This window comes from Devosia nitrariae (assembly GCF_030160115.1).
GTDB classification, from domain to species: domain Bacteria; phylum Pseudomonadota; class Alphaproteobacteria; order Rhizobiales; family Devosiaceae; genus Devosia; species Devosia nitrariae.
In genome coordinates this window covers 713,915-736,351 of record NZ_BSNS01000007.1, presented here as the reverse complement: position 1 = coordinate 736,351, position 22,437 = coordinate 713,915, and the positions used below count along the sequence as shown (strand labels likewise).

23 protein-coding genes and 1 tRNA gene are annotated in these 22,437 nt (G+C 64.8%); 8 read left to right on the top strand and 16 right to left on the bottom strand.

Annotated elements, in window-relative coordinates; genetic code table 11:
• Nucleotides 1–151 precede the first annotated feature (151 nt).
• Nucleotides 152–610, top strand: a complete 459-nt coding sequence (locus QQK18_RS08920; protein WP_284339959.1) for a cyclic nucleotide-binding domain-containing protein — start codon at nt 152–154, stop codon at nt 608–610.
• Between the two features lie 38 nt (nt 611–648).
• On the opposite strand, the gene QQK18_RS08915 is transcribed toward QQK18_RS08920, so the two are convergent.
• From QQK18_RS08915 to QQK18_RS08900, 4 genes are all read right to left on the bottom strand, one after another.
• Complete coding sequence (locus QQK18_RS08915; RefSeq protein ID WP_284339958.1) at nt 649–1,461, bottom strand: exodeoxyribonuclease III; 813 nt, start codon at nt 1,459–1,461, stop codon at nt 649–651.
• Between the two features lie 71 nt (nt 1,462–1,532).
• Nucleotides 1,533–2,165 carry a LolA family protein gene (locus QQK18_RS08910; protein ID WP_284339957.1) on the bottom strand — a complete coding sequence of 211 codons (633 nt, stop codon included), beginning with the start codon at nt 2,163–2,165 and terminating at the stop codon, nt 1,533–1,535.
• 140 nt (nt 2,166–2,305) lie between these two features.
• Nucleotides 2,306–2,647 (bottom strand): ArsR/SmtB family transcription factor, encoded by a 342-nt coding sequence (locus QQK18_RS08905; RefSeq protein WP_284339956.1) that lies wholly within the window; start codon nt 2,645–2,647, stop codon nt 2,306–2,308.
• Nucleotides 2,647–3,294, bottom strand: a complete 648-nt coding sequence (locus tag QQK18_RS08900) for an SRPBCC family protein (RefSeq protein WP_284339955.1) — start codon at nt 3,292–3,294, stop codon at nt 2,647–2,649. The genes QQK18_RS08905 and QQK18_RS08900 overlap by 1 nt, the downstream gene beginning before the upstream one ends.
• 148 nt (nt 3,295–3,442) lie before the next feature.
• Between QQK18_RS08900 and QQK18_RS08895 the strand changes: the two genes are divergently transcribed.
• Complete coding sequence (locus tag QQK18_RS08895; protein WP_284339954.1) at nt 3,443–4,183, top strand: SGNH/GDSL hydrolase family protein; 741 nt, start codon at nt 3,443–3,445, stop codon at nt 4,181–4,183.
• 70 nt (nt 4,184–4,253) lie between these two features.
• Here the strand turns inward: QQK18_RS08895 and QQK18_RS08890 are convergent, their stop codons facing one another.
• From QQK18_RS08890 to QQK18_RS08870, 5 genes are all read right to left on the bottom strand, one after another.
• A complete protein-coding gene (locus tag QQK18_RS08890) occupies nt 4,254–6,938 on the bottom strand; it encodes a DNA translocase FtsK (protein ID WP_284339953.1) in 2,685 nt (894 codons plus the stop codon).
• Nucleotides 6,939–7,123: 185 nt separating this feature from the next.
• Entirely contained in the window at nt 7,124–8,491 is a 1,368-nt protein-coding gene (locus QQK18_RS08885) for an ammonium transporter (RefSeq protein ID WP_284339952.1), read from the bottom strand.
• Nucleotides 8,492–8,517: 26 nt separating this feature from the next.
• Nucleotides 8,518–8,856: a P-II family nitrogen regulator gene (locus QQK18_RS08880; protein WP_284339951.1), complete on the bottom strand. Its 339-nt coding sequence runs from the start codon at nt 8,854–8,856 to the stop codon at nt 8,518–8,520.
• A 419-nt stretch (nt 8,857–9,275) separates the two neighbouring features.
• Nucleotides 9,276–10,607, bottom strand: a complete 1,332-nt coding sequence (locus QQK18_RS08875; protein ID WP_284339950.1) for an ammonium transporter — start codon at nt 10,605–10,607, stop codon at nt 9,276–9,278.
• Nucleotides 10,608–10,633: 26 nt separating this feature from the next.
• Nucleotides 10,634–10,972 carry a P-II family nitrogen regulator gene (locus tag QQK18_RS08870; protein ID WP_284339949.1) on the bottom strand — a complete coding sequence of 113 codons (339 nt, stop codon included), beginning with the start codon at nt 10,970–10,972 and terminating at the stop codon, nt 10,634–10,636.
• A gap of 286 nt (nt 10,973–11,258) precedes the next feature.
• Between QQK18_RS08870 and QQK18_RS08865 the strand changes: the two genes are divergently transcribed.
• The 4 genes from QQK18_RS08865 to QQK18_RS08850 all read left to right on the top strand — a co-directional run bounded on the left by QQK18_RS08865 (nt 11,259) and on the right by QQK18_RS08850 (nt 14,098).
• Nucleotides 11,259–12,476 carry an FAD-dependent monooxygenase gene (locus QQK18_RS08865; protein WP_284339948.1) on the top strand — a complete coding sequence of 406 codons (1,218 nt, stop codon included), beginning with the start codon at nt 11,259–11,261 and terminating at the stop codon, nt 12,474–12,476.
• A 156-nt stretch (nt 12,477–12,632) separates the two neighbouring features.
• Nucleotides 12,633–12,986, top strand: a complete 354-nt coding sequence (locus QQK18_RS08860; RefSeq protein ID WP_284339947.1) for an ArsR/SmtB family transcription factor — start codon at nt 12,633–12,635, stop codon at nt 12,984–12,986.
• 24 nt (nt 12,987–13,010) lie between these two features.
• Nucleotides 13,011–13,505, top strand: a complete 495-nt coding sequence (locus tag QQK18_RS08855; protein ID WP_284339946.1) for an SRPBCC family protein — start codon at nt 13,011–13,013, stop codon at nt 13,503–13,505.
• A gap of 44 nt (nt 13,506–13,549) precedes the next feature.
• A complete protein-coding gene (locus QQK18_RS08850; RefSeq protein WP_284339945.1) occupies nt 13,550–14,098 on the top strand; it encodes an SRPBCC family protein in 549 nt (182 codons plus the stop codon).
• Nucleotides 14,099–14,122: 24 nt separating this feature from the next.
• On the opposite strand, the gene QQK18_RS08845 is transcribed toward QQK18_RS08850, so the two are convergent.
• The 3 genes from QQK18_RS08845 to QQK18_RS08835 are packed head-to-tail and all read right to left on the bottom strand — an operon-like array spanning nt 14,123 to nt 16,055.
• Complete coding sequence (locus QQK18_RS08845) at nt 14,123–14,332, bottom strand: Trm112 family protein (RefSeq protein WP_284339944.1); 210 nt, start codon at nt 14,330–14,332, stop codon at nt 14,123–14,125.
• A gap of 12 nt (nt 14,333–14,344) precedes the next feature.
• Entirely contained in the window at nt 14,345–15,010 is a 666-nt protein-coding gene (locus QQK18_RS08840; RefSeq protein WP_284339943.1) for an LON peptidase substrate-binding domain-containing protein, read from the bottom strand.
• Nucleotides 15,011–15,062: 52 nt separating this feature from the next.
• Nucleotides 15,063–16,055, bottom strand: coding sequence for a thioredoxin family protein (locus tag QQK18_RS08835; protein WP_284339942.1), 993 nt, complete (start codon nt 16,053–16,055; stop codon nt 15,063–15,065).
• Between the two features lie 136 nt (nt 16,056–16,191).
• On the opposite strand from QQK18_RS08835, the gene QQK18_RS08830 reads away from it, so the two are divergent.
• Nucleotides 16,192–16,266 (top strand) — tRNA-Gly (locus QQK18_RS08830).
• Nucleotides 16,267–16,364: 98 nt separating this feature from the next.
• Here the strand turns inward: QQK18_RS08830 and QQK18_RS08825 are convergent.
• From QQK18_RS08825 to QQK18_RS08815, 3 genes are read right to left on the bottom strand one after another with little or no spacing between them, the layout of a single operon-like run.
• A complete protein-coding gene (locus tag QQK18_RS08825; protein WP_284339941.1) occupies nt 16,365–17,945 on the bottom strand; it encodes a gamma-glutamyltransferase family protein in 1,581 nt (526 codons plus the stop codon).
• A gap of 27 nt (nt 17,946–17,972) precedes the next feature.
• Nucleotides 17,973–18,590, bottom strand: coding sequence for a hypothetical protein (locus QQK18_RS08820; protein WP_284339940.1), 618 nt, complete (start codon nt 18,588–18,590; stop codon nt 17,973–17,975).
• A complete protein-coding gene (locus tag QQK18_RS08815; protein ID WP_284339939.1) occupies nt 18,583–19,755 on the bottom strand; it encodes a hypothetical protein in 1,173 nt (390 codons plus the stop codon). Before QQK18_RS08815 ends, QQK18_RS08820 begins: the two co-directional genes overlap by 8 nt.
• Before the next feature lie 273 nt (nt 19,756–20,028).
• Here QQK18_RS08815 and QQK18_RS08810 point away from each other — a divergent pair, with 273 nt between their 5' ends.
• The gene (locus tag QQK18_RS08810) at nt 20,029–21,177 is read left to right on the top strand and encodes a glycosyltransferase (RefSeq protein WP_284339938.1); all 1,149 of its coding nucleotides are present in this window, start codon (nt 20,029–20,031) and stop codon (nt 21,175–21,177) included.
• Nucleotides 21,178–21,340: 163 nt separating this feature from the next.
• Here QQK18_RS08810 and QQK18_RS08805 read toward each other — a convergent pair whose 3' ends face one another.
• Complete coding sequence (locus QQK18_RS08805) at nt 21,341–22,420, bottom strand: ABC transporter ATP-binding protein (protein WP_284339937.1); 1,080 nt, start codon at nt 22,418–22,420, stop codon at nt 21,341–21,343.
• Between the last annotated feature and the right edge of the window lie 17 nt (nt 22,421–22,437).

Here is a 22,437-nt window from a genome sequence, read left to right as displayed (position 1 = left end):
CGATCTGCGCGCCGAGCGGCAGCAGGTCGTGAGTGCGCTGTTTTGCGAGCCGGAAAAGTGGTGTCTACTTTTCTTCAATACCTTCTATATGGTACCGGCGGAGGGGTGATCGGGCGGACAATCCGCCCGATACTGCGCTGAGTGGGGCAGAATGCGACTGGACGAGGCGGCCGCGGTTCTCTCGCAGGCCGAATTTTTCGACATCTGCGACAATGAGCAGAAGCGGCTACTGGCCTTTGCCAGCGAGCGGCGGCGCTTTGCTCCTGACGACGTCGTCTGCAAGGGGGATGTCGTCCCGGAAGGGGCGCACGTCCTGATCGACGGGACACTCAAGGCCAAGCCCGAGGGGGCGATCGCGGGCAAGCCCTATACGATCTCGAAACCGGGAGCGGTGGTCTCGGCCATGGCGCTGATCCTTACGAGGCCCAGGCTCATCACCGTCACCGCGGTCGTCGAGACAGACATGCTGTTCGTGCCCCGCGCGGCGTTCCGCAAGCTGATCGAGCAGTCGCCGGAACTCGCGGCGCGGGCCGCCGCGCATATCGAGCGCGATCTTTCCACCTATCTCGGAGCCCTGCAGCCGATCGGGCGCAAGATGCGCGGGCACTAGAGCTGGTGTTTCAACTCCCGTTCAGAACGGGAGATGCCTTAGACCGCCGCGAAGCGCACGATCACCGGCACATGGTCGGAGGGCTTCTCGCTCCAGCCGCGAGCCGGGCGGACGATCTCGGCAGCGGCCGAATGCGTGGCGACGTCCGCGGTCGACCAGATGTGGTCGAGGCGACGTCCGCGGTCGGAGAGCTGCCAGTCCCTGGCACGGTAGCTCCACCAGGAATAGAGCTTGATCTCGTGTGGCACGTGCTTCCTGACGAGGTCCGTCCAGCCGTGGCCACCGACGAGGATGGCATCGAGCGCCTCGGTCTCGACGGGCGTGTGGCTGACGACGTTGAGGAGCTGCTTATGGCTCCAGACGTCATTTTCATGCGGAGCGACGTTGAAGTCGCCGGCGATCAGGTGTCCGCGCGCGAAAACCGGCTCGGTGAACCAGTGCTTCAGTTCGTCGAGGAAATCGAGCTTGTGCCTGAACTTGTAGTTGACCGCCGGATCCGGCTCGTCGCCGCCCGAGGGGATATAGAAATTGTGGAAGGTGACCGGGCCGTGTCCGAAGTCGAGGAGGGCTGCGATGTGGCGCGAATGGTCGATACCGCAGAAGGCGCGGCTCGAGATCTCGGTCAGCGGGAACCTGGAGATGGTGGCAACGCCGTGATAGCCCTTCTGCCCGTGCACGGCCTGGTGCGGGTAGCCGGCGGCAATAAGAGCCTCACGCGGAAACTGGTCGTTGGTGCATTTGATTTCCTGGAGCATCAGCACGTCCGGCTTGTATCGGGCGAGGAAATCGAGCACCAGCGGCAGGCGCAGACGGACGGAGTTGATGTTCCAGGTGGCGACGGAAATGGTCATAGGAGGTCAGGACTGATCGAGCGTCTTTCTAAGACGGCAGGGGGCGCCGGTAAAGTCCGACCTGCGAGAACTTACCGGTTCGCCGGATCGATCGGGGTATAGGTGGCGTCGATATAGAAGAAGGAGCGCGGAATCTCGACGTTCTTTTCGACGTCGTAGAGCGAGAAGGTCAACTCGGTGCCGTTGGGCTCGACGAGGCTCCACTGGGCAAGATCCAGGGTTTCGGTATCGAAGACGAGCGAGACCTCGACCGTCCCGGCCACGGTCTCGTCGATAATGGTAACGGTTAGATAACCGTCGGATTGGGCGATCCCAACCATATTGGCCTGGAAGAGATCGATGGTGTCGCCCAGGAACTGGCGCAGCGGAATGGTGTCCTGCGGGTAGGCGTAATAGGTGCGATCCGCCCGGTTGAGGACGTAGAAGCCGCGTCCGACCGAGACGATCTCTTCGCGGCTTGGCGGGTTATAGCGAAAGCGTACTTTGTCCGGGCGCTCGAGGAAGAAGGTCCCTTCGATCCGCCCGCCATTGGAATCGATCTGCAGGAAACGGCCGGCCATGGTGCGGATGGCGGTATTGTGCGCGCTGATATCCCGGATGAGCTGAGCTTCCTCGGCAGTCAGAGGAACGGTTTGCGCTAGGCCGGGTGCGGCGAGGGCAAATAGAGCGGAGACTCCGAGGAGGAGCGCATCACGGCGAATCATGGGCTTGAAACTTCTTCGATTTTCGGTCCGAGGCGAGCCTAACCTAGAAATCAATTGCGGCAACAGGTGGAAGCTGCCGTTCACGTGGCATTCATCGGTGCCTTGCCTGTCCGACCGCCGGCGCGGGTGTGAGAGCGGCCTCAGCCGTCCCCATCGCGCTTTCGGGACCGCTTGCCCCTCGCCACCTCGGTCGCCAGCGCTTCGAGCTTGTGGGTCCAGAAGATGCGGAAGCGGTCGAGCCAGGCATCGACTTCCTGCAGGGGCGCGGTATCGAGGCTATAGAGGCGGCGGGGGCCGTCGATCCTGACGCTGGCAAAGCCCGAGTCGCGCAGCACCTTGAGGTGCTGCGAGACCGCGGCCTGGGAAATGCCGAACTCGGACTGAATGACCTCGACCACAGAACCGGACGCGTGCTCGCCCTCGGTGAGGAGCTCGAGGATACGGCGGCGGACGGGATCGCCGAGGACGTCGAAGGCGTGCATTACATCTCCGGGGGTGGCGCTTCTCCGGTATAGAACTTGCGGGTCGCTTCGGCGGCGGCCGTTGCCTGCTCCTCGGCTTCGCCGGCGGCAATGGCGGCCCGGCCCCAGTCGGCACTTGCCCTGCCGATAAAATCCTTGGCTTCAGGACTTTCGAGCCAGCCGGCCTCGGCCTCCTGCGGCACGTCAGCCGCGGGATCGGCAAGATGGCGGGCAAGGCCCATGAAGCCCAGGTCCCAGCCAACGCCGACGGCGCCCGGGCCGAAACGCTCCCAGTGCGGATCGATGGGAGCGACGTGCTCGAGCTCGAGCCTTGTGCCGGAGCCTTCCGGTGTCAGGGTTACGGTGACCCAGCTCATGCCGCCGGCGAATTCCCAGGTGGCGGCAACACGCCTTTCGGGCACGCATTCGGTGATGGTGCCGCCGGCATTGCCTTCGAACTGATACCTGCCGCCGAGCTTCAGATCGCCCGAAACCGGCAGGAACCAGCGCTTCAGCCGCTCGGGCGTGGTCAGCGCCTCCCAGAGGTCGGCACTGTCGGTGTCGTAGCTGCGCGAGGCGGTGACGGCCTTGGCAGGCTTGCCGTCACGCTCGAGATTTTCGACCGTGCGGGTCATGGTGCCGAAATGGGCGGCGAGATCGAAGGACATGGGGCGGCTCCATCGGTGCTGCACCCGGATATACCGGCTCTGACTTATATAAGTCAAGCCTTAAATTAGTCGAACATCGGCGCCCTGCGTTGACAGGGATAGCGAGTTCATCGATACTTAAGTGTACACTTAATAATTGGAGGATCCCATGTCGCGCAACCATGCCGTTATGCTTCTCGCCGGCCTGATGTTGGCACTCGCCGGTCCGAGCCTTGCCGAGGAGGAAGCGAGGAAACGGGTCCTCGTCTATGGGGATTCTCATACCTACGGGTCCATAGCCACGCTTGAGATGCCAGTCGAGCGGCACAAGCAGGGTGTGCCATGGCCGCAGGTGCTGCAGGAACTAATGGGCGAGGAGGTGGAGATCGTGGCCGAGGGCCTGAGCGGGCGAACGACCGATGTCGATGCCGCCCTGCCGATGGCGGGAATCGAGTTCAACGGAGCCAAGATGCTGCCGGCGGTGCTCGCTAGCCACACGCCGGTCGACGTGGTGGTGATCATGCTCGGCACCAACGATCTGCTCACCGCGCACAACCGTTCGGCGCTGCGCATAGCCCTCGGCGCGGGAATCCTGGTTGACCAGGCACGCTCGGCGCCCCAGGTCGGCTCGGTCTATCCGGCCCCGGAGGTGCTGCTTGTCGCGCCGCAGCCGACGGGCCCCAAGGCCGAGGAGCCGCCATTCGGCGAATTCTTCGCCGGGAGCGTCGCCAAATCGGCGCAGTTCGGCGAACTCTACAAGGCGGTGGCGGAGATGGCTGGCGTCGAGTTCCTCGATGCCGGGTCGGTGGTGTCGGCCAGTACGGTCGATGGCGTGCATCTCGATGAGGACGGGCATTCGATGCTTGCCGAGGCGGTGGCCGGCAAGCTCGAAGCTATGCTCGCCGACTGACGCGAGCCGGATTCGGCTGATGCCGATGAGCAATTGGGAGGGCGAAGACGTGGACTGACGTCCAGCCCCGTCAATACTGGTCGGCGCCGACGAGGATTTCGCGTTTGCCGGCATGGTTGGCCGGTGAAATGACGCCTTCCTGCTCCATGCGCTCGATGAGCGTCGCGGCCTTGTTGTAGCCGATGGCGAGGCGCCGCTGGATATAGGAGGTGGACGCCTTCTTGTCGGAGAGGACGATGGCAACAGCCTTGTCGTAGAGCTCGTCGCCCGAGCCCGCATAGTCGTCGCCGGTCATTTCGGCGGTGATCTCGCCGTCTTCGTCCTCGGTAATGGAATCGAGATATTCGGGCGTGCCCTGGGCCTTGAGATGGCTGACGATCGCCTCGACCTCACCATCGGAGACGAAGGGGCCGTGCAGGCGCTTGATGCGCCCGCCGCCGGCCATATAGAGCATGTCGCCGTTGCCGAGGAGCTGCTCGGCGCCCTGCTCGCCAAGGATGGTGCGCGAATCGATCTTGCTGGTGACCATGAACGAGATGCGGGTGGGGAAGTTGGCCTTGATGGTGCCGGTGATGACATCGACCGAGGGGCGCTGGGTCGCCGTGATCATATGGATGCCGGCGGCGCGGGCCATCTGGGCGAGGCGCTGGATGGCCCCTTCGATGTCCTTGCCGGCGACCATCATCAGGTCGGCCATTTCGTCGACGATGACGACGATATAGGGCAGCGGCTCGAGGTCGAATTCCTCGGATTCGAAGATCGGCTCGCCCGTCTCCCGGTCGAACCCGGTCTGGACGGTGCGGGTCAGCACCTCGCCTTTCTTTCGAGCCTCGGATACGCGCTGGTTGAAGCCGTCGATGTTCCTGACACCGATCTTGCTCATCTTGCGGTAGCGGTCCTCCATCTCGCGCACGGCCCATTTGAGCGCGACCACGGCCTTGGACGGGTCGGTCACCACCGGGGTCAGCAGATGCGGAATGCCGTCATAGATGGAGAGCTCGAGCATCTTGGGATCGATCATGATCAGCCGGCATTGCTCCGGGGTCATCTGATAGAGCAGCGACAGGATCATGGTGTTGATGCCCACCGACTTACCCGAGCCAGTGGTACCAGCGATCAAAAGGTGCGGCATGCGGGCAAGGTCGGCGATCACCGGCTCGCCACCGATGGTCTTGCCGAGGCAGATGGGGAGCTTGCCCTTCATTTTCTCGAAGTCCGACGAGCCCAGCATCTCGCGCAGATAAACGGTCTCGCGCTGCTTGTTGGGCAGCTCGATGCCGATGGCGTTGCGGCCGGGCACAACCGCGACGCGCGCTGAGATCGCGCTCATCGAGCGGGCGATGTCGTCGGCGAGCGAGATGACGCGGCTCGACTTGATGCCGGGTGCGGGCTCGAGCTCGAAGAGGGTGACGACCGGGCCGGGACGCACGTTGATGATGTCGCCCTTGACGCCGAAATCTTCGAGCACGCCTTCGAGCTGGCGCGCCATGGCCTCGAGATGCTCGGGCCGGTGCTCCTCGGGTACCCCGCTGTGGCGCGGCTCGGAGAGAAGGCTCAGTTCCGGCAGTGCAAAGCCGTCCGATTCGTCGAGGGCGAGGGTCCCCTGCGCCTCGCGCAGGACTCGGGCACCCGGAGCGGGCCGTTGGACGGGTGCGGCGACGCGGGCCGACAGGAAGCGCGAATCGCCCTGACGGGTGTCGGCGGGGGCCGGCTCGTGGCGGGCGGCGTGCTGGCGGAGCGGCGTCTCCGGCGCGACCTCGAAGGGCACGTCGTCATAGTCGGGCTCGTCGGGATAGTCGATTGTCGCGTCGTCCGCATAGCTCGCCGGCCGCGGAGCCGGTTCTGGCGCTACGTGAGGGGCAGCGATGCGGCGGTCGCCGGCAAGTTGCGGCTCCCTGCGGTCCTCGGCAGGCGATGGATTGAAGCCGGGGCCGAAGCCGGGCTCGACAACGTGCTCGTCGAACGTTTCCTCGGCGGCGCGGCGCTCCTGCTGGCGGGCACGGGCGCGGCGAAAGGCGGTGCGCACCGAATAGCCCATATGGACGACGGCGCCGATGGCAATGTCGAGGATGGGGTTTGTTTCGGTTTCCTCGTCCGTTCTCTCGGCCGCCCGGGCCCGGTCGGCCGCAGTTGTCGGCTCGGTCTTGCCGAGACCGAGGGCGACCCAGAAGGCGGCAAACGCCGGCGCGGCGATGATGATGGCAAACAGGGTTGCCGTCACCGGCTGCGGGTTGGCGCCAGCGACAAGGGCGGCAAGGCCGGAGAAGGCCGACCCGACGAGGCCGCCGAGGCCGGTCGGCAGCGGCCAGCTGGCCGGGCTTGGCATGAAGGCGAAGACGCCGGTCGCAAGGAGTGCGGAAAGCACCCAGGCGCCCACTCGCAGGCCGAGGCGCGCGACACGCTGCCGGCGCGCCATAGCCCAGCCCCAGAGGGCGAGCGGCAGCAGCATGACGAGGCTGGCGAGCCCGAAGAGCTGGAACATCAAGTCGGCGATGACGGCGCCAGGAAAGCCCAGCCAGTTCTGCGCGGGCTTGGCCGTTGCGTAGGAGAGGCTCGGATCGTCGACGGACCAGGAGGCGAGGGAGACAACCGCCACAGCGACCACGGCCAAAAGCACGAGACCGGCGAGGCGGAGCGGGATGCGGATGGCGATGGACAGGCCAGGCGCCGCACCGCTGCGAGGCGGGGCCGCGCGGCTGCGGCGCGTCGCGGGAGTGCGGATTTCATCGAGGACGGGAGTTGGATGTGTCGGCATTCTCGTACGCAAAACAATCGCCCGGCCGTGCGGGAATCGCTGGCCCAGAGTGCCGCGATCCTAGGCCGGGTGTGGTTAATCACCAGCTAACCATCCTGGACCGCCAAAAGAAAATGGGGCCCGCCGCGGTGATGCGGCGGGCCCGGAGCGTGGGAGGGGCCGGTATTGGTCCCGAACTGACGGGATCAGTTGTAGGCGCGCTCGCCGTGGGTCGCGAGGTCGAGGCCGTCGGTCTCGGCTGCGTCGGGGACACGCAGACCGCTGAACAGCACACGCACGATGGTGAGCGCGACGGCGGTAACGACTGCCGACCAGACGACGGCAATGACGACCGCGATGATCTGGGTGACGAGCTGGCCGCCCATGGTGTAGCCGTCGAGCGGGTAACCGCCGAAGGCCGGGTTGGCGACGATGGCGGTGCCGATGGCTCCAACGATGCCGCCGACGCCATGGATACCGAAGACGTCGAGGCTGTCGTCGTATTTGAGCATCGGCTTGAGCGTCACGACCGACCAGAGACAGACGAACCCGGCAACGGCGCCCAGAACGATGGCACCGCCCGTGCCAGCGAAGCCGGCAGCCGGGGTGATGGCGACGAGCCCAGCAACGGCGCCCGAGACGATGCCGAGGGCCGAGGCATGGCCGCGGGCGACCCGCTCGCCGATCGCCCAGGCGAGGGCGGCGGCGGCCGGAGCAGTGATGGTGTTAAGGAACGCCTGGGCAGTGAGGCCATTGGCCTCGAGGTTGGAGCCGGCGTTAAAGCCGAACCAGCCGACCCAGAGCAGACAGGCACCGATGAAGGTCAATGACAGGTTGTGCGGGGCGATCGGTTCCTTCATGTAGTCGCGCCTCGCCCCGAGCATCAAGGCGGCAACGAGCCCGGCAACACCCGAATTGATGTGGACGACGGTGCCGCCGGCGAAGTCGTAGGCGCCCATGCCGAAAAGGAGGCCGGGGCCGGCCCAGACCATGTGGGCGATCGGCACGTAGGAGAAGGTGAACCAGATCGCCAGGAACGCCATCAGCGCCCCGAACTTCATGCGCTCGGCAATGGCGCCGACGATAAGCGCGCAGGTGATGGCCGCGAAGGTCAACTGGAAGATGACGAAGACGAGTTCGGGCAGCTCGAATCCGGCCGAGAAGGTCGCGGCGCGCGAGTCCGGGGTGACGCCGACCAGGAAGAACTTGGAGAAATCGCCGACGAACGAGGAAAGTCCGCCTTCGGTGGGGCCGGCGAAGGCCAGGGAATAGCCATAGGCCACCCAGAGCAGGGCGATCATGGCGAAGGCGGCGAAAACCTGGGTGAGGACCGACAGCACGTTCTTGGCCCGTACCAGACCGCCATAAAACAGCGCCAGGCCCGGAAGGGTCATCAGAATGACGACCATGGTGGCCACCAGCATCCAGGCTGTGTCGCCTTTGTCGATGACGGCGGTTACAGCCTCGACCACCTCCTCGGCGGGCGCCTCGGCCTCCTGGGCGATGGCGGGCAGATTGGAGAGAGCCGTGGCGGCCAGGCTTATCGGCAGGAGAGAAAGTCTCTTGATGTTCATGGGGTGAGGACTCCGCGGGAAACTGGTCAGAGAGCGTCCGGGCCGGTCTCGCCGGTGCGGATGCGGGTTGCGGCCAGGAGGTCGAGGACGAAGATCTTGCCGTCGCCGATCTTCTCAGTGGTGGCGGCATCGCGCACCGCGGTGACCACCGCGTCGACCCGATCGTCGGCTACGGCGATCTCGAGCTTGAGCTTGGGCAGGAAATTGACGGTGTACTCGGCACCGCGATAGATCTCGGAATGGCCCTTCTGGCGGCCATAGCCCTTGACCTCGGTCACGGTCATACCGTGTACGTCGAGGGACGAAAGCGCCTCACGCACGTTCTCGATGCGCGACGGCTTGATGATCGCTATCACCAGTTTCATGAAGCTCCTCCTGTGTCCGGCGTACTGCCTTCAGATGCTCAAGGAGACTCAAGTGCCGTGCCAGATGCCGTTACCGGCCGAATCCGTTAAAATTTACAGCTAGTTAAGGAAGGGGCCCGCGCGGTCTGCCTTCGGGCGCAGCAATGGTTTGCCTAAAATGTAGGCGCCATGCGCGTCGCTTGGGCAGTAATGTGGCAGTCTTGTGACGGGCTTGGAGCGCGGTCGATTGGACTTGCAGGACCGGACTGTCGGAGGGCACGCGGCCGCAGAAGCGGTCGGTCTTGCAAGGGGTGTGCAGCCCGTGCGGTTTGCGAGTGGGAAGCCTCTGTGGCGGGCCAAGAGGAACACGGGCTGCACGCCGCTTGCAAGCAGCGGGTGGCGGCCCGGCGGAAGCCGGACCGCCTTTGCGAAAAGTCCGCCTAGACGAACTCGGGATAGGCTTCGACGCCGATCTCGGCTTTGTCGAGTCCGATGGACTCTTCCTCGTCGCTGACGCGCAAGCCCATAACCAGCTTGATGACGAACCAGACGACGAGCGACACGACGAAGGTGAAGGCGCCGTAGGCGAGGATGCCGATAATCTGGGTGCCGTAGCTGGTGCCCGAGTTGGAAAGCGGGACGATCAGAGTGCCCCAGATGCCGCAGACGAGGTGGACCGGAATGGCGCCGACCACGTCATCGATCTTGAACCGGTCGAGGAGCGGCACGACGAAGACCACGATGACGCCGCCGACGCCGCCGACGATCAGCGCCACGAACATCGAGGGGGCGAGCGGCTCGGCGGTGATCGAGACGAGGCCCGCCAGGGCGCCGTTGATGACCATGGTCACGTCGATCTTCTTGTAGACGAGCTGGGTGACGATCAATGCTGCAACGGCACCGGCGGCTGCGGCCATGTTGGTGTTGGCGAAGATACGGCTGACGTCGCCGGCATCGGCAATGGTGCCCATGGCGAGTTGAGAGGCGCCGTTAAAGCCGAACCAGCCGAGCCAGAGGATGAACATGCCCAGCGTTGCCAGCGGCACCGAAGAACCGGGCATGGCATGGACCGTGCCATCGGCGCCGTACTTGCCCTTGCGTGCCCCGAGCAGCAGAACGCCCGCAAGCGCGGCCCAGCCGCCCACCGAGTGGACGAGAGTGGAGCCAGCGAAGTCCGAGAAACCCATTTGCGAGAGCCAGCCGCCGCCCCACTGCCAGGAACCGGCGATCGGATAGATGAACCCCGTCAGCACCACGGTGAAGGCGAGGAACGGCCAGATCCTGATGCGCTCGGCGAGTGTGCCCGAGACAATCGAGGCGGTGGTGGCGCAGAAGACCATCTGGAAGAACCAGTCGGAGGCGACGGAATAGCCGGCCTCGCCGGTGTCGGCACCCCGTTCCGGGAAGGGATAGGGGCCGAAGGAGCCGATAAAGCCGCCGTCGACGCCCGAATACATGAGGTTGTAGCCGGTGATCCAGAACATGATGCCCGCGATCGAATAGAGGGCGATGTTCTTGAGGCACTGCATGGAAACGTTCTTGGAGCGCACGAGGCCCGCTTCCAGCATGGCAAAGCCGGCGGCCATCCACATGACTAGGAAGCCGCCGATGAGGAAGAGGAGCGTGTTGAAGATCACCGCCCATTCCGGGGTGGCCATTTCCTCGACGACCTCTTCGGCGGGGGCGGCGTCCTGACCCAAGGCAGGCAGTGCCAGGAGGAGCGAGGCGAGAACTGCCGCCCCGATGAGCTTTGTCGGTTTGATGATTGTCATTGTCGTTGTCTCCCTCGAGAAAAACGTCAGAGCGCTGCCGCGCCGGTCTCGCCGGTGCGGATGCGGGTGACGGCCAGAAGATCGAGCACGAAGATCTTGCCGTCGCCGATGCGGCCGGTCTGGGCGCTCTCACGAATGGCGCTGGCCACGGCGTCGGCCTGGGCGTCGTCGACGGCGATCTCGACCTTGAGCTTGGGCAGGAAATGCACGGCATACTCGGTGCCGCGATAGATTTCGGAATGACCCTTCTGGCGGCCATAACCCTTGACCTCGGTCACGGTCATGCCGTGCACGTCGAGCGAATTCAAAGCCTGACGCACCTCTTCGAGCCGTGATGGTTTTATGATTGCAACCACCAGTTTCATGGATGCTCCTTTCTCAGCAACGCGTACCCTGCGATGGCCGATACCACTCAAGAGCCGTGCCAAACTGCCGCCACAATCTACAAAACTTTGATTTTGTTACGAAAAATTGTGGGCGGATTGCCTAAACGACTCGCGGCCCGACTGACAGAAACCAAGTTGCCGCCAAAATAGTCAGCGATCGACAGAGATTGAACAAATCTTGAGCAGGTGAAGTCGCGACGCTCTGCCGGCTGGACTTTGGCTGCCGTCAGGTGGATTCTGACGGAGTAACGAGAGGCGGACGGCTATGAGTGAAGAGCGCTACGACATCCTCATCGTCGGCGGCGGTCCCGTGGGACTGACGCTGGCGCTGGCCCTGACCCGGTTCGTTGCCGGGGTGCGGATCGGACTCGTCGAACGGCGCGCGCTTAGCGTGCCCAAGGACAGCCGGGCGAGCGCCATCGCCGCAGGTGTCCGGCGCGTCTTCGAGGCGCTGGGAGTCTGGCCGCAGATGGCGGCGGCGGCCGAGCCGATCCGGGCGATGAAGATCACCGATTCGGGTACGGGAGATATCGCACGCCCGCTCTTCCTCAATTTCGAGGGAGAAGTGGCGCCGGGCGAACCGTTCGCCCACATGGTGCCCAACACGGTGATGGCCGAGGCTTTGCTCGCGGCGGCGGACGCGGGTGTGTCGGTCATCGTGCCGGCTGAGGTTACCGGGTTCGCCGCCGAGGCGGCCACGGCCCGGCTGAGGCTGGCCGACGGGCGGCTGCTCACCGCTCCGCTGGTGGTTGCCGCCGACGGCGCTCAATCGGGCCTGCGGAGGATGGCCGGCATCGGCACCATAGGTCATGACTACGGTCAAGCCGCCATCGTCACCACCATCGGCCATGAACTGGCCCATGAAGGGGTCGCCTACGAGCACTTCCGCCCGGCCGGGCCTTTTGCCAGCCTTCCCCTCCCGGGTAACCGCTCTTCGCTGGTGTGGACCGAGCGTCAGGAAGACGCGGCGCGGCTGGTGACGCTGGAGCCGGAGCCGCTCTCTCGCCAGATCGAGGCGGCGATGGGCTCGACGCTTGGCAGCGTGACCATTGAGGAACGGGTACAGTGCTTTCCGCTGCGCCTGCAGCTCGCCCGCAGCTTCGTTGCGTCGCGGCTGGCGCTCATCGGGGATGCCGCGCACGTCATCCATCCGATTGCCGGCCAGGGCCTCAATCTGGGCCTCAAGGACGTGGCGGCGCTGGCCGAGGTCGCGGTCGAGGCGCTGCGGCTTGGCACGAATCCGGGTGCCGAAGACGTGCTTGCCCGCTACCAGCGCTGGCGCCGGTTCGAGACAGCGCAGATGGCTGTCGTCACCGACGGGATGAACAGGCTGTTTTCCAACGACGTGGCGCCGGTCAGAGCCCTGCGTGACCTGGGATTGGGGATCGTCGACCGCGCCGGGCCGGTCAAGGAGGCGATGATCCGGCTGGCCGCCGGCGTCGAGGCCGGCGGTCCGCGCCTGCTGCGTGGTCAGGCGATCTGACTTTTCGTTGTCGCGGGACTATCGCGAAAATCGGTTTCCATCCCGAATCAAGTCCAGGACAGGTTTCTCGCGTCTCTCGCCAGCGTGGTCTCCCCACGGCTTGACATCCGCCGCCAGATACATAACACTATAGTTATAAAATATCCAGGTTATGAAATGACCGAATCCGAACGTCTCGATGCAACCTTCACGGCTCTCGCCGATCCGACCCGCCGGGCCATCCTGGCGCGGCTGATGGAGAGCGACGCGTCGGTCATGGAGCTGGCCGAGCCGTTCGCAATGAGCCAGCCCGCCATTTCCAAGCACCTGAAGATGCTCGAGCGCGCCGGCCTCATCTCGCGCGGGCGCGATGCGCAACGCCGCCCCTGCCACATCGAGGGCGAGGCGTTGAAGGAAGCGACGGGGTGGCTCGAGCAGTACCGGAACGTCTGGGAGGGCAATTTTCGTCGCCTTGATGCTCTTCTGGAGGATCTACAGTCAACGCGCGGCAGGCCAAAACGCGACAACTGACCGCGACAGCAAGGAGGAACGGTGATGACCAGCAAGCTGGAAGTGCGCGCTGAAGGGGAGAACGCCGTGGTCATCGCGCGCAGTTTCGCAGCGCCGCGTGACCTGGTTTTCGACTGCTGGACAAAGCCGCATTTCGTCAAGCAATGGCTGACGGGGCCGGAGGGCTGGAGCTTTCTCGTCTGCGAAATCGATCTCAAGGTCGGCGGCCAGTACCGCTACGTCTGGCAGAACACCGAAGGCGTCACCATGGGCATGACCGGAACGCTCAAGGAGATCGTCAAGCCGGAAAAGCTCGTCTCCAGCGAGATCTTCGACGAGGACTGGACAGGCGGGGAAGCGCTGGTCACGGCGCTCTTCACCTCCGATGACGGCGGTACTCGGGTGACGCAGACGGTTGTCTACTCTTCGGCCCAGGCGCGCGAGGGGGCGCTGGCGAGCGGCATGACCGAGGGCATGGAGGCTGGCTATCAGCGGCTCGAGCGGGTGCTGGACGAGATGACGGGGCGCAAGGCCTCGTAAACTTCGTAATTGCATCGGATTTCGTCGCATCGCAGGAGGATGCCATGGATCGACTTGTACTGAAGAACGGATGTGCGGTGGCGCTGGCGCTTTGCCTGACCGCCGGCGCCGGTGCGGAAGGAACCCACGATCTTAAGGTCACGCGTGAATTCACGGCGCCGGTCGAGGCGGTGTGGGCCGCGTGGGCGGAAAGCGAAGCGGTCAAAGCCTGGTGGGGGCCGACCGGGTTCACCGCGCCGATTGCCGAAATGGACTTTCGCGAGGGTGGCACCTCGCTCGTCTGCATGCGCCCGCCCCAGGGGCCGAACCTCTGTAACAGCTGGACCTACAGGCGGATCGTGCCCCATGAGCGGATCGAGTTCGACGTCGATTTCGTCGATGTCGAAGGAACGCCGATCGATCCTGCCGCAATCGGCCTGCCGCCCGGTATTCCCGATCTCGTGCCGCATGTCATCACCTTCGAGCCGGGAGCGGACGGAGGCACGCGGATGACGGTGCTCGAACAAGGCTATGCATCGCCGGAGACCGTCGAGATGTCGCGCATGGGCCTCGAACAGGTGCTCGACAAGCTGGCGACGTTCGTCAAGCAGTAGCAAACGTGTGCTTCGGGCAGAGCTTCAGAGCACGGTCTTGATCTCGTTCGGGTCGAAATCGCGTGCTTCGTCGAGGCTCAGCATGGGTACGCCCTGGCGGATCGGAAAGGCGAGGCGGGCGGCGACCGAGATGAGCTCGGTGCCGTCGGACGAGAGTGTCAGCCGCGTCTTGGTCAGCGGGCAGACCAGCATTTCGAGGGTCTTGACGTCGACGACATGGCGCGGCTCTGTCATCGGCCGGTCCCGTCAGTTGAGCGGCACGTTGCCACCGCCGCCGCGGTGCATCTCGTATTCGGTCATGGCGATCAGCGTCTCGGCGCGTTCGGCGAGCGTACCGGCTTCGAGCAGCACCTGCTTTTCGGCCGCACCATAAGGCGAGACCATGCAGCAGAAATTGACGAGGTCAGCGGTGCCGGTACGCTCGATCTCCTCCCAATTGAGGTCGATGTTGGCGAACTCGGCATAGTCGCGCATCATCTTGACGAAGCTATCGCGGTCGACCTCCTCCTCGCCATGTTCGCGCACGAAATCGGCAGCGAAGGGCTCGGTATCGATCACGCATTGCCGGTAGGGGGTTCTCACTGTCAGTTCCGAGACGAGCCGGAAGCGGGTGATGCCCTCGAGGATGATGAAGTAACGTCCCTCCCCGTTCTCCTCGAAATGCGTCAGGCGCCCGAGGCACCCGATCTCCTGGAGCGGGGCGCGGCCCGGCGGGCTCTCGAGCGAAGTATCCTCGGGCTGGATGAGACCGATCAGGCGGTCGCCGCGCAATGCCGCGTCCACCATCTCGACATAGCGCGGCTCGAAGATGTTGAGCGGACGGTGGGAAAAGGGCAGCAGCAGGGCGCCCGAAAGCGGGAACACCGGAACGGCGTTCGGGATGTCGAGGGGAGAAACAGGACGCTTGAGCATGGGCCTTCGATGTGGTCGGGACCGCGCCGCCGGTGGGCGCGGTCCTTGGTGATTAGGAAAAGAGCGCAGCCGAGAGCAGCCGACGGCCTTTGATGGTCGCAGGATCCTTGGGGCCCCAGGCCTCGAAGAGCTCGAGGAGCTTCTTGCGGGCGCCGTCCTCGTTCCAGGACCGATCGCGCTTCATCAACCCCACAAGCGCCTCGGCAGCGCCCACCCGATCACCTTGGGAATTGAGGACCACGGCGAGGTCGAAGCGCGCCTGGTGGTCATCGGGATTGGCGGCGATGCGGGCCTCGAGGCTTTCAGCGCCGGAGAGTCCCGCCGCCTCGGTCAGCAGCTTCAATGATGCGGCAAGGGCGGCGTAGTCGTCGCCGCTGCGGGCGTCTTCCGGGATCATGTCGAAGGTCGCCTGGGCCTGGTCGGTCTCGCCGGCAGCGAGATAAACGCGGGAAAGGCCGATGAGGGCAGGGGCGTGCGTCGGATCCTGCTGGAGCACCATGCCGAAGATCTGAGCGGCACGACCGAGGTCGTTCTCACTGAGAGCTTCATCGGCCGCAGCGAGCGCGGCGGCGATCTGTTCTTCGAGCGATCCCGCGGAGGGCTGGGGCGCGGGTGCGGCGGCGATGACGCGATCGGCAAAGCGCCTCACCTCGCTTTCGGGCAAGGCGCCCATGAACCCGTCGACCGGCCGGCCGCCGGCAAAGGCAAAGACGGCCGGGATCGACTGGATTCCGAGCTGGCCGGCGACCGCCGGATTCTCGTCGATGTTGATCTTGACCAAGCGGATCTTGCCGGCCTTCTCAGCCACGACCTTCTCGAGCGCCGGTGTCAGTTGGCGGCAAGGGCCACACCAAGGCGCCCAGAAATCGACCAGCACGGGCGCTTCGACCGAGGCGTCGATCACGTCGGCCTTGAAGGCCCTGTCGGAAGAGTCCTTGACGAGATCGCCGGGAGGCTGCGTAGCCTGCGAAGGGGAGCCGTTGAGGGTGATGGTCATCGAAAGAGCCTTGGCTTTAGCGTCGTTGGGTTCCTTATAGCCCTTCATGCGCCGCAAATCAGGCGCCTTGCAACCCCCTGGGCGGGGAACGCAGGATAGCGCCAAAATATGGGTTGCAATCGAGCCGTCGATTGGGCATATAGGCGCGCGTCGTGGCGCCAGCAAGGCGTCGGCGGCTCGGAGTGCGGGTGTAGCTCAGGGGTAGAGCACAACCTTGCCAAGGTTGGGGTCGTGGGTTCGAATCCCATCGCCCGCTCCAAATATCAAGGCTTGGCAGAGCCTTGAGACAAAGGGACCGCAAGGTCCTTTTTTGTTGTCCGCGACATCGCAGGTGCTTTCCCACTTCTGCTGGAAGCCCTAAAAGGCCAGCGCAACGCCGTCCTTGCGCGGGTCCGAGCCGGCGTACAGCACGCCGCCCATGGGCATGATCGCCTGTCCGCCGCCCCAGGCCATGTCGGCCATGCGCACGGGATGCCCGCGTTCGAGAAGGCCGGCGAGGGTGGCGTTGGGCAGGGAGCGCTCGGCTTCGAAGCCGACGGACGTGCGCAAGCCGCGTCCCATGTCGAGGGCTTCCTGCACGTTCATGCCGAAATCAACAATGTTCTGCAGCACCTGCACCTGGCCGACGGGCTGGTAGAAGCCGTGCATGACGCCAAAGCTCAGGAACGGCGCGCCGTCTTTGCTGGCAAAGCCCGGGATGATGGTGTGCAGCGAGCGCTTGCGCGGCGCGAGCTGGTTGGGATGCCCGTCGGCGAGGGTGAAGTTGCCACCGCGATTCTGGAACAGCACGCCGGTGCGCGGGCAGGCGATAAAGGCGCCGAAGGCGCCTGCAATGGAGTTGATGAAGGAGCAGAAATTGCCCTCGCTATCCGCGGTGGTCAGATAGATTGTATCGGTCGGGCCGATCGGCTCAGGGACGGGGTCGCTCATGGCGCGGTTGCGGTCGATGCGGGCGCGCATGGCATCGGCATAGACGTCGGAGAGCAGCTCAGCCGTCGGCACGCTGGCGAAATCGGGATCGGCGACATAGGCGTCGCGGGCGGCGGCCGCGAGCCGGTAGGCTTCGATCTGCAGGTGGAAGCGCTCGGTCCCGACCGGATCGAGCGAGGAGTGCTCGAACCCCTTGAGGATATTGAGCATCATGGCGGCGGTGACGCCCTGCCCGTTGGGCGGGATCTGGTGGACGTCAATACCTCGGTAGTCGACTTTGATGGGCTCGACCAGGGCCGGCTGCCAGTCGGCGAAATCGGCGAGCTCATGGCGGCCCCCGAGCTCGTTGAGCGAGGCGACCATGTCAGTGGCAAGCGCACCGCCGTAGAAAGCGCCAGCGCCGTCGGCAGCGATGGTTTGCAGCGTACGGGCCAAAAGGGGGGAGCGCAGAACCATGCCGGTGCCCGGCGCTTTTCCCTCGACCAGATACTGCTCGCGCGTCGCCGGATGTGTGCTGAGCTTGTCGGTGAACCTGTGCCAATCCCAGGCGATGCGTTCGGCGACCGGAAAGCCGTGCTCGGCCGCTTCGATGGCCGGCTCCAGCACTTTCGCCAGTGTGCGCGTGCCGAAGCGTTCGAGGAGCATATCCCAGGCGCGCACCGCGCCCGGTACCGTCACCGAGTGAACTCTGTCGCCGGGAACCTTGCTGAACCCCTGGGCCTTGAGCCAGGCGGGTGAAAGGCCGGCCGGCGCATGGCCCGAACCATTGACTCCATGGAGACGCTTGTCTTTGGCGGTCCAGACGAGGGCGAAGCAGTCGCCGCCGATGCCGGTGCAGTGCGGTTCGATCACGCCGAGCAAAGCCGAGGCTGCAACGGCCGCGTCGACGGCATTGCCGCCATCGCGCAGGACCTCGATAGCGGTCAGCGTTGCTTGCTGATGCGAGGTCGCGGCGGCGCCGCACGTCCCCAGGGCCACGGATCGTCCGGGCAAGTGGAAGTCACGCACTGATAGCTCCGTTCAGTAGCACCTGCGTCAAGGGTCGACGGCAGAGAGCTGCGCCGACAGCAGCTTGATGGCGCGCTTGCGGGTATTGGAAACGCCCGGACCTGGCGAGATGGCCTCGGGAAAATCGAGAGCGATATCGAGGATGCCGGTCCCTCCGAGCGCCTCAACGGGTATCGGGAAAGTGGCGCGGCGGGGTTCGCCAGGTGTCAGGCCGGCCTCTCCGACGAAGATACCATTGGCCGAGACGCGTACGCGCTGGCGCGGCGGTCCGGGCATGTCGACCGCCACCATCTCCAGAGCGAGCTCGAGGGGTGCGTCAGCCGTCCCCACGGCAAAGCGCAGCCGGGAGGTTTCGCCGACCGAATGCGTGCCGTCGCCGACCGGTCCTTCCCATCCGCAGGGCTTGAGCTCACGGGTGAGCGCGGCGCCATCCGAACGGAACGAGACCCGCCGGCCGAGCTCGTAGGCTCCGGTCATCGGCTGCGCCAGGCAGGTGGTTGTTTTGTCGATATAGTAGGCGCGATAGTCGCCTTCAGCGCTCGGGTTGAGGGCGCGCCAGAAGACGACGAGTTCGACGGCAAGGATGATGGCGACGGCGCCGTAGGCCGCCAGGGTCACCGGCGATGGGCGCGGCGCCTCAGACAAGGGCAACGTACTCAGTTATCCAGCCGAAGGCGCCGAAATAGCCGCCGACGAGCAGCACCAGAAGGGCGAGGGCAAAGAGCCACCAGCGGGCGGCAAGCAGCGTCATGGCCATGAGGCAGACGGGGGCGAGGCCTGCGACGAACCGGGGCATGGACGCCATGCCGGCGGACAAGGGGACAAGGATGCACACGAGGCTGAAGAGCGCCTCGGGCAGGCGCCGGCGCCAGGCGAGGACGCCGGTCATGCCTAGCCCGGCAAGGGCGGCGAAGCCTTGCTGCTGGACAATGCTGGGGAAGAAGCCGGAACGGGCAGAGGTCGTCAGCGCCTGGGCGAGATAGCCGAGCGGATTGCCGAGCTCCCGGCCCCAGGCGCGCTGCACGTGCTGGAAGGCGAGCCCGTCGCCGACGAGCCCGTCGAGAAAAGCGATATAGGCAAAGGCGCCGAGGGGCGAGATGACGATGGCCAGCAGCCAGACAGGACGCCTCAACAGCGCCGGCACGAAGCCGGCGAGCGTGCCGCCCTGCCGGCGGTGGTCGAGGAACATCGCCAGCACAATGGCGAAGACGATGAAGACACCGACGATGCGGGTGGCCGAGAGCAGGGCCGCGAGGGCGCCCGCGACGAGATGGTTGGACTGGCGCAGTGCCAGGAAGACGCCAATTGTTAACAGCGTAAACATCACCTCGGTCATGAAGGTGGTGAAATAGACCGAGAAGGGGCCGGCGAGCAGAAAGGCGGCATAGAGCACATAGGCGCGCCGATTGCCGGCGAGCAGCGGCCAGGCGGCCACAGCTGCCGCATAGGCGCAGGCCAGCGACACCAGCGTCGCCGTGACCATCGTCGGAAACGGCAGAAGCTGGCGAACGAGCCCGACGAGACCGGGATAGAGCGGGAAGAACGCCCAATTGCCTGCAACGATCCGGCCGGGTACCGGGAAAGGATCGTAGCCCTCCTCGGCGATGCGCACATACCAGTGGCAGTCCCAGCGGCACAGCGCCTGGGCAAAATTGGTAACAGGTGCCTCCGGCAGGGCGGCGCGAAAGGCAAGAAAGCGCAGAACAAGGCCAACGAGGAGAAAAGTGAGGGGCACCAACGCAACGAAGGCCCAGCTCAACGGCGCGACAACAGCGCGGTCCTGCACAATCTCGTCGGTCGGCACGGCCACGGCAAACTCCGCCGGACGGGCGCGAAATCGCGCTCTATATTCTATAGTCGCACGATTTTGGCGAAAAACCGGTTCCCCATCTGGATCAAGTCCGGACAGGCTCTTTTTCGCATTCCCCTCCAGCATGCCTTGCCGGTGGCCCGGCGGGCAAACGGTGCGGACGTCATTCCATTGTCTCATTTCTGGTGTGCAACCAATGCACGCACTTGGCGTTAGGGGCTGGGGCTCATCACCGTGCCGGCACTCCGCTGGCCCCAGACCACCGAGGTGCGGATGTCGGACATTGTGGGACGCCACCAGAAAACTGCGGCCGCGATCGAGGGGAGCGGCACGGCCGTACCGGATCTGGCGGTGATCGTGCCGAGCTTCAATGAGCGCGGCAATATCGAGTTGCTTTATGAAAAGCTGGCGGTGGCACTCAAGGACATCCCTTTTGAGATGATCGTCGTCGACGACGACAGCCCCGACGGCACCGCTGCACTGACGCGCGAGCTGGCGCAGGTCTATCCCAACATCCGCTGCATCCGACGCTATGGCAGGCGAGGGCTTGCCTCGGCCTGCGTCGAGGGGATGGCCGCAACAGCGGCACCCTTCCTTGCGGTGATCGACGCGGACCTGCAGCACGACGAGCGGATCTTACCGCAGATGCTCGAGCAAGCTAAAGACGGGGCGGATCTCGTCGTCGGCTCGCGCTTTGCCGGCAAGGGCTCGGCGGCGGGAGGCCTTTCACGCACGCGCCAGCGCGGCAGTGAACTGGCGACGCGCCTTGCCGGCCTTGTCGTCGGCCAATCGGTCTGCGACCCCATGAGCGGCTTCTTCCTGATGCCGCGCCGCACATTCGATGCTGTGGCCAGTCAGCTCAACAAGGACGGCTTCAAGATCCTGCTCGACCTCGTCGCCACCTCGCGCCGGCAGGGCCGCAAGCTCTCGATCGCCGAGGTGCCGTATACCTTCCGCCCGCGTCATGCCGGCGAGAGCAAGATGAGCCCGCTGATCGTCGTGCAGTATCTGGGGTTGTGGCTCTCACAGATGACGGGCGGGGTGCTGCCAACGACCTTCCTGCTGTTCGCCATGGTCGGGGCAACCGGCATTTTCGTCCACATGGCGATGCTGGGGTTGGCGACGGGCCCGCTCGGCCTGCCGTTCGTGCCAGCCCAGGTCATCGCGACGCTTGTCGCCATGACGTCCAACTTCTTCCTCAACAACGTCCTGACCTATGCCGACCGGCGCCTGCACGGCGCGAAGTTCTGGCTCGGGCTCATGGGCTTTTACGTCATCTGCTCGCTTGGCGGCATCGCCAATATTTCGGTGGCGAGCATGGTCTACGACCTGCGACACCAGACGTTCGTCAGCGGGCTTGCCGGCGCTGTAATGAGCTCGGTGTTCAACTACGCAGTGACGAGGGTCTTTACCTGGCGTTAGACGGTGTTGCGCAGGCTTCCCTTTCTTCTCAGTGCGTCTGCTTGGTGAGGGCAATCAGCGCGTACCAGGCGAACCGGTTGACATAGGGCAGGCTCAGCACGAATCGCAAAAGCGGTGCCCATCCCGGATCAGGTCGGGGACAGGCTTTCGCTGAAAGCGCTCTCTATGCGACGTTCCCGTCGGCGCCGAACACGTGGCACTTGGCCGGATCGATGTGGGCGGTGACCGTGGAGCCGAGCGCGATGTCGCGCTGGCCTTCGAGAACGATGGTGAGGCCCGAGCCGTCGGGGGCGGTGGTATAGAGCAGGGTCTGGCCACCGAGGTTCTCGACGAGGTCGACCTTGACATTTGCCATGGGTACGCCCGAACCCTCGGTGATGCCGATGTGTTCGGGGCGGACGCCAAAGGTCAGCTTGTCGCCCTTGCCGGCGGAAACGGACCGGTTGAACGCCAGAGTACCGCCGGCGATGCCGAGCTTTGCCCCGGCCGGATCGACAGCGTCGACGGATGCGTCGAAGAAATTCATCTTTGGGCTGCCGATGAAGCCGGCAACGAAGAGGTTGGCCGGCTTGTTGTAGAGGTCGAGCGGTGCGCCGGCCTGCTCGATGTTGCCGGCCGAGAGCACGACGATCTTGTCGGCCATGGTCATGGCCTCCACCTGGTCGTGGGTGACGTAGATCATGGTGTTGCCGAGGTCGTTGTGGAGCTTGGCGATCTCGACGCGCATCTGCACGCGCAGTTCCGCATCGAGGTTGGACAAAGGCTCGTCGAAGAGGAAGATGCGCGGCTCGCGGGTGATGGCGCGCCCGATGGCGACGCGCTGGCGCTGGCCACCCGAGAGTTGCTTGGGCTTGCGGTCGAGCAGCGGCTCGATCCTCAGGATCTGAGCGGCCTTCTGCACCTTGGCCCGGATTTCGGGCTTGGGCATCTTGGCGGTCTCGAGCCCGAAAGCGAGGTTCTGGTAGACGCTCATGTGCGGATAGAGCGCATATGACTGGAAGACCATGGCAATGCCGCGTTTGGCCGCCGGCACCTCATTTATACGCTCGCCTTCGATCAGCAGCTCGCCGCCGGTGATCGGTTCGAGGCCGGCGATCATGCGCAGGAGCGTCGACTTTCCGCAGCCCGAGGGGCCGACGAACACCACGAACTCGCCCGGCTCGATGGTCAGATCGACGCCGTGGACGACCTCGAGATCGCCGTAGCTCTTGACGATCTTCCTCAGTTCCACGCTTGCGGCCATATGGTCTTCTCCCTCAG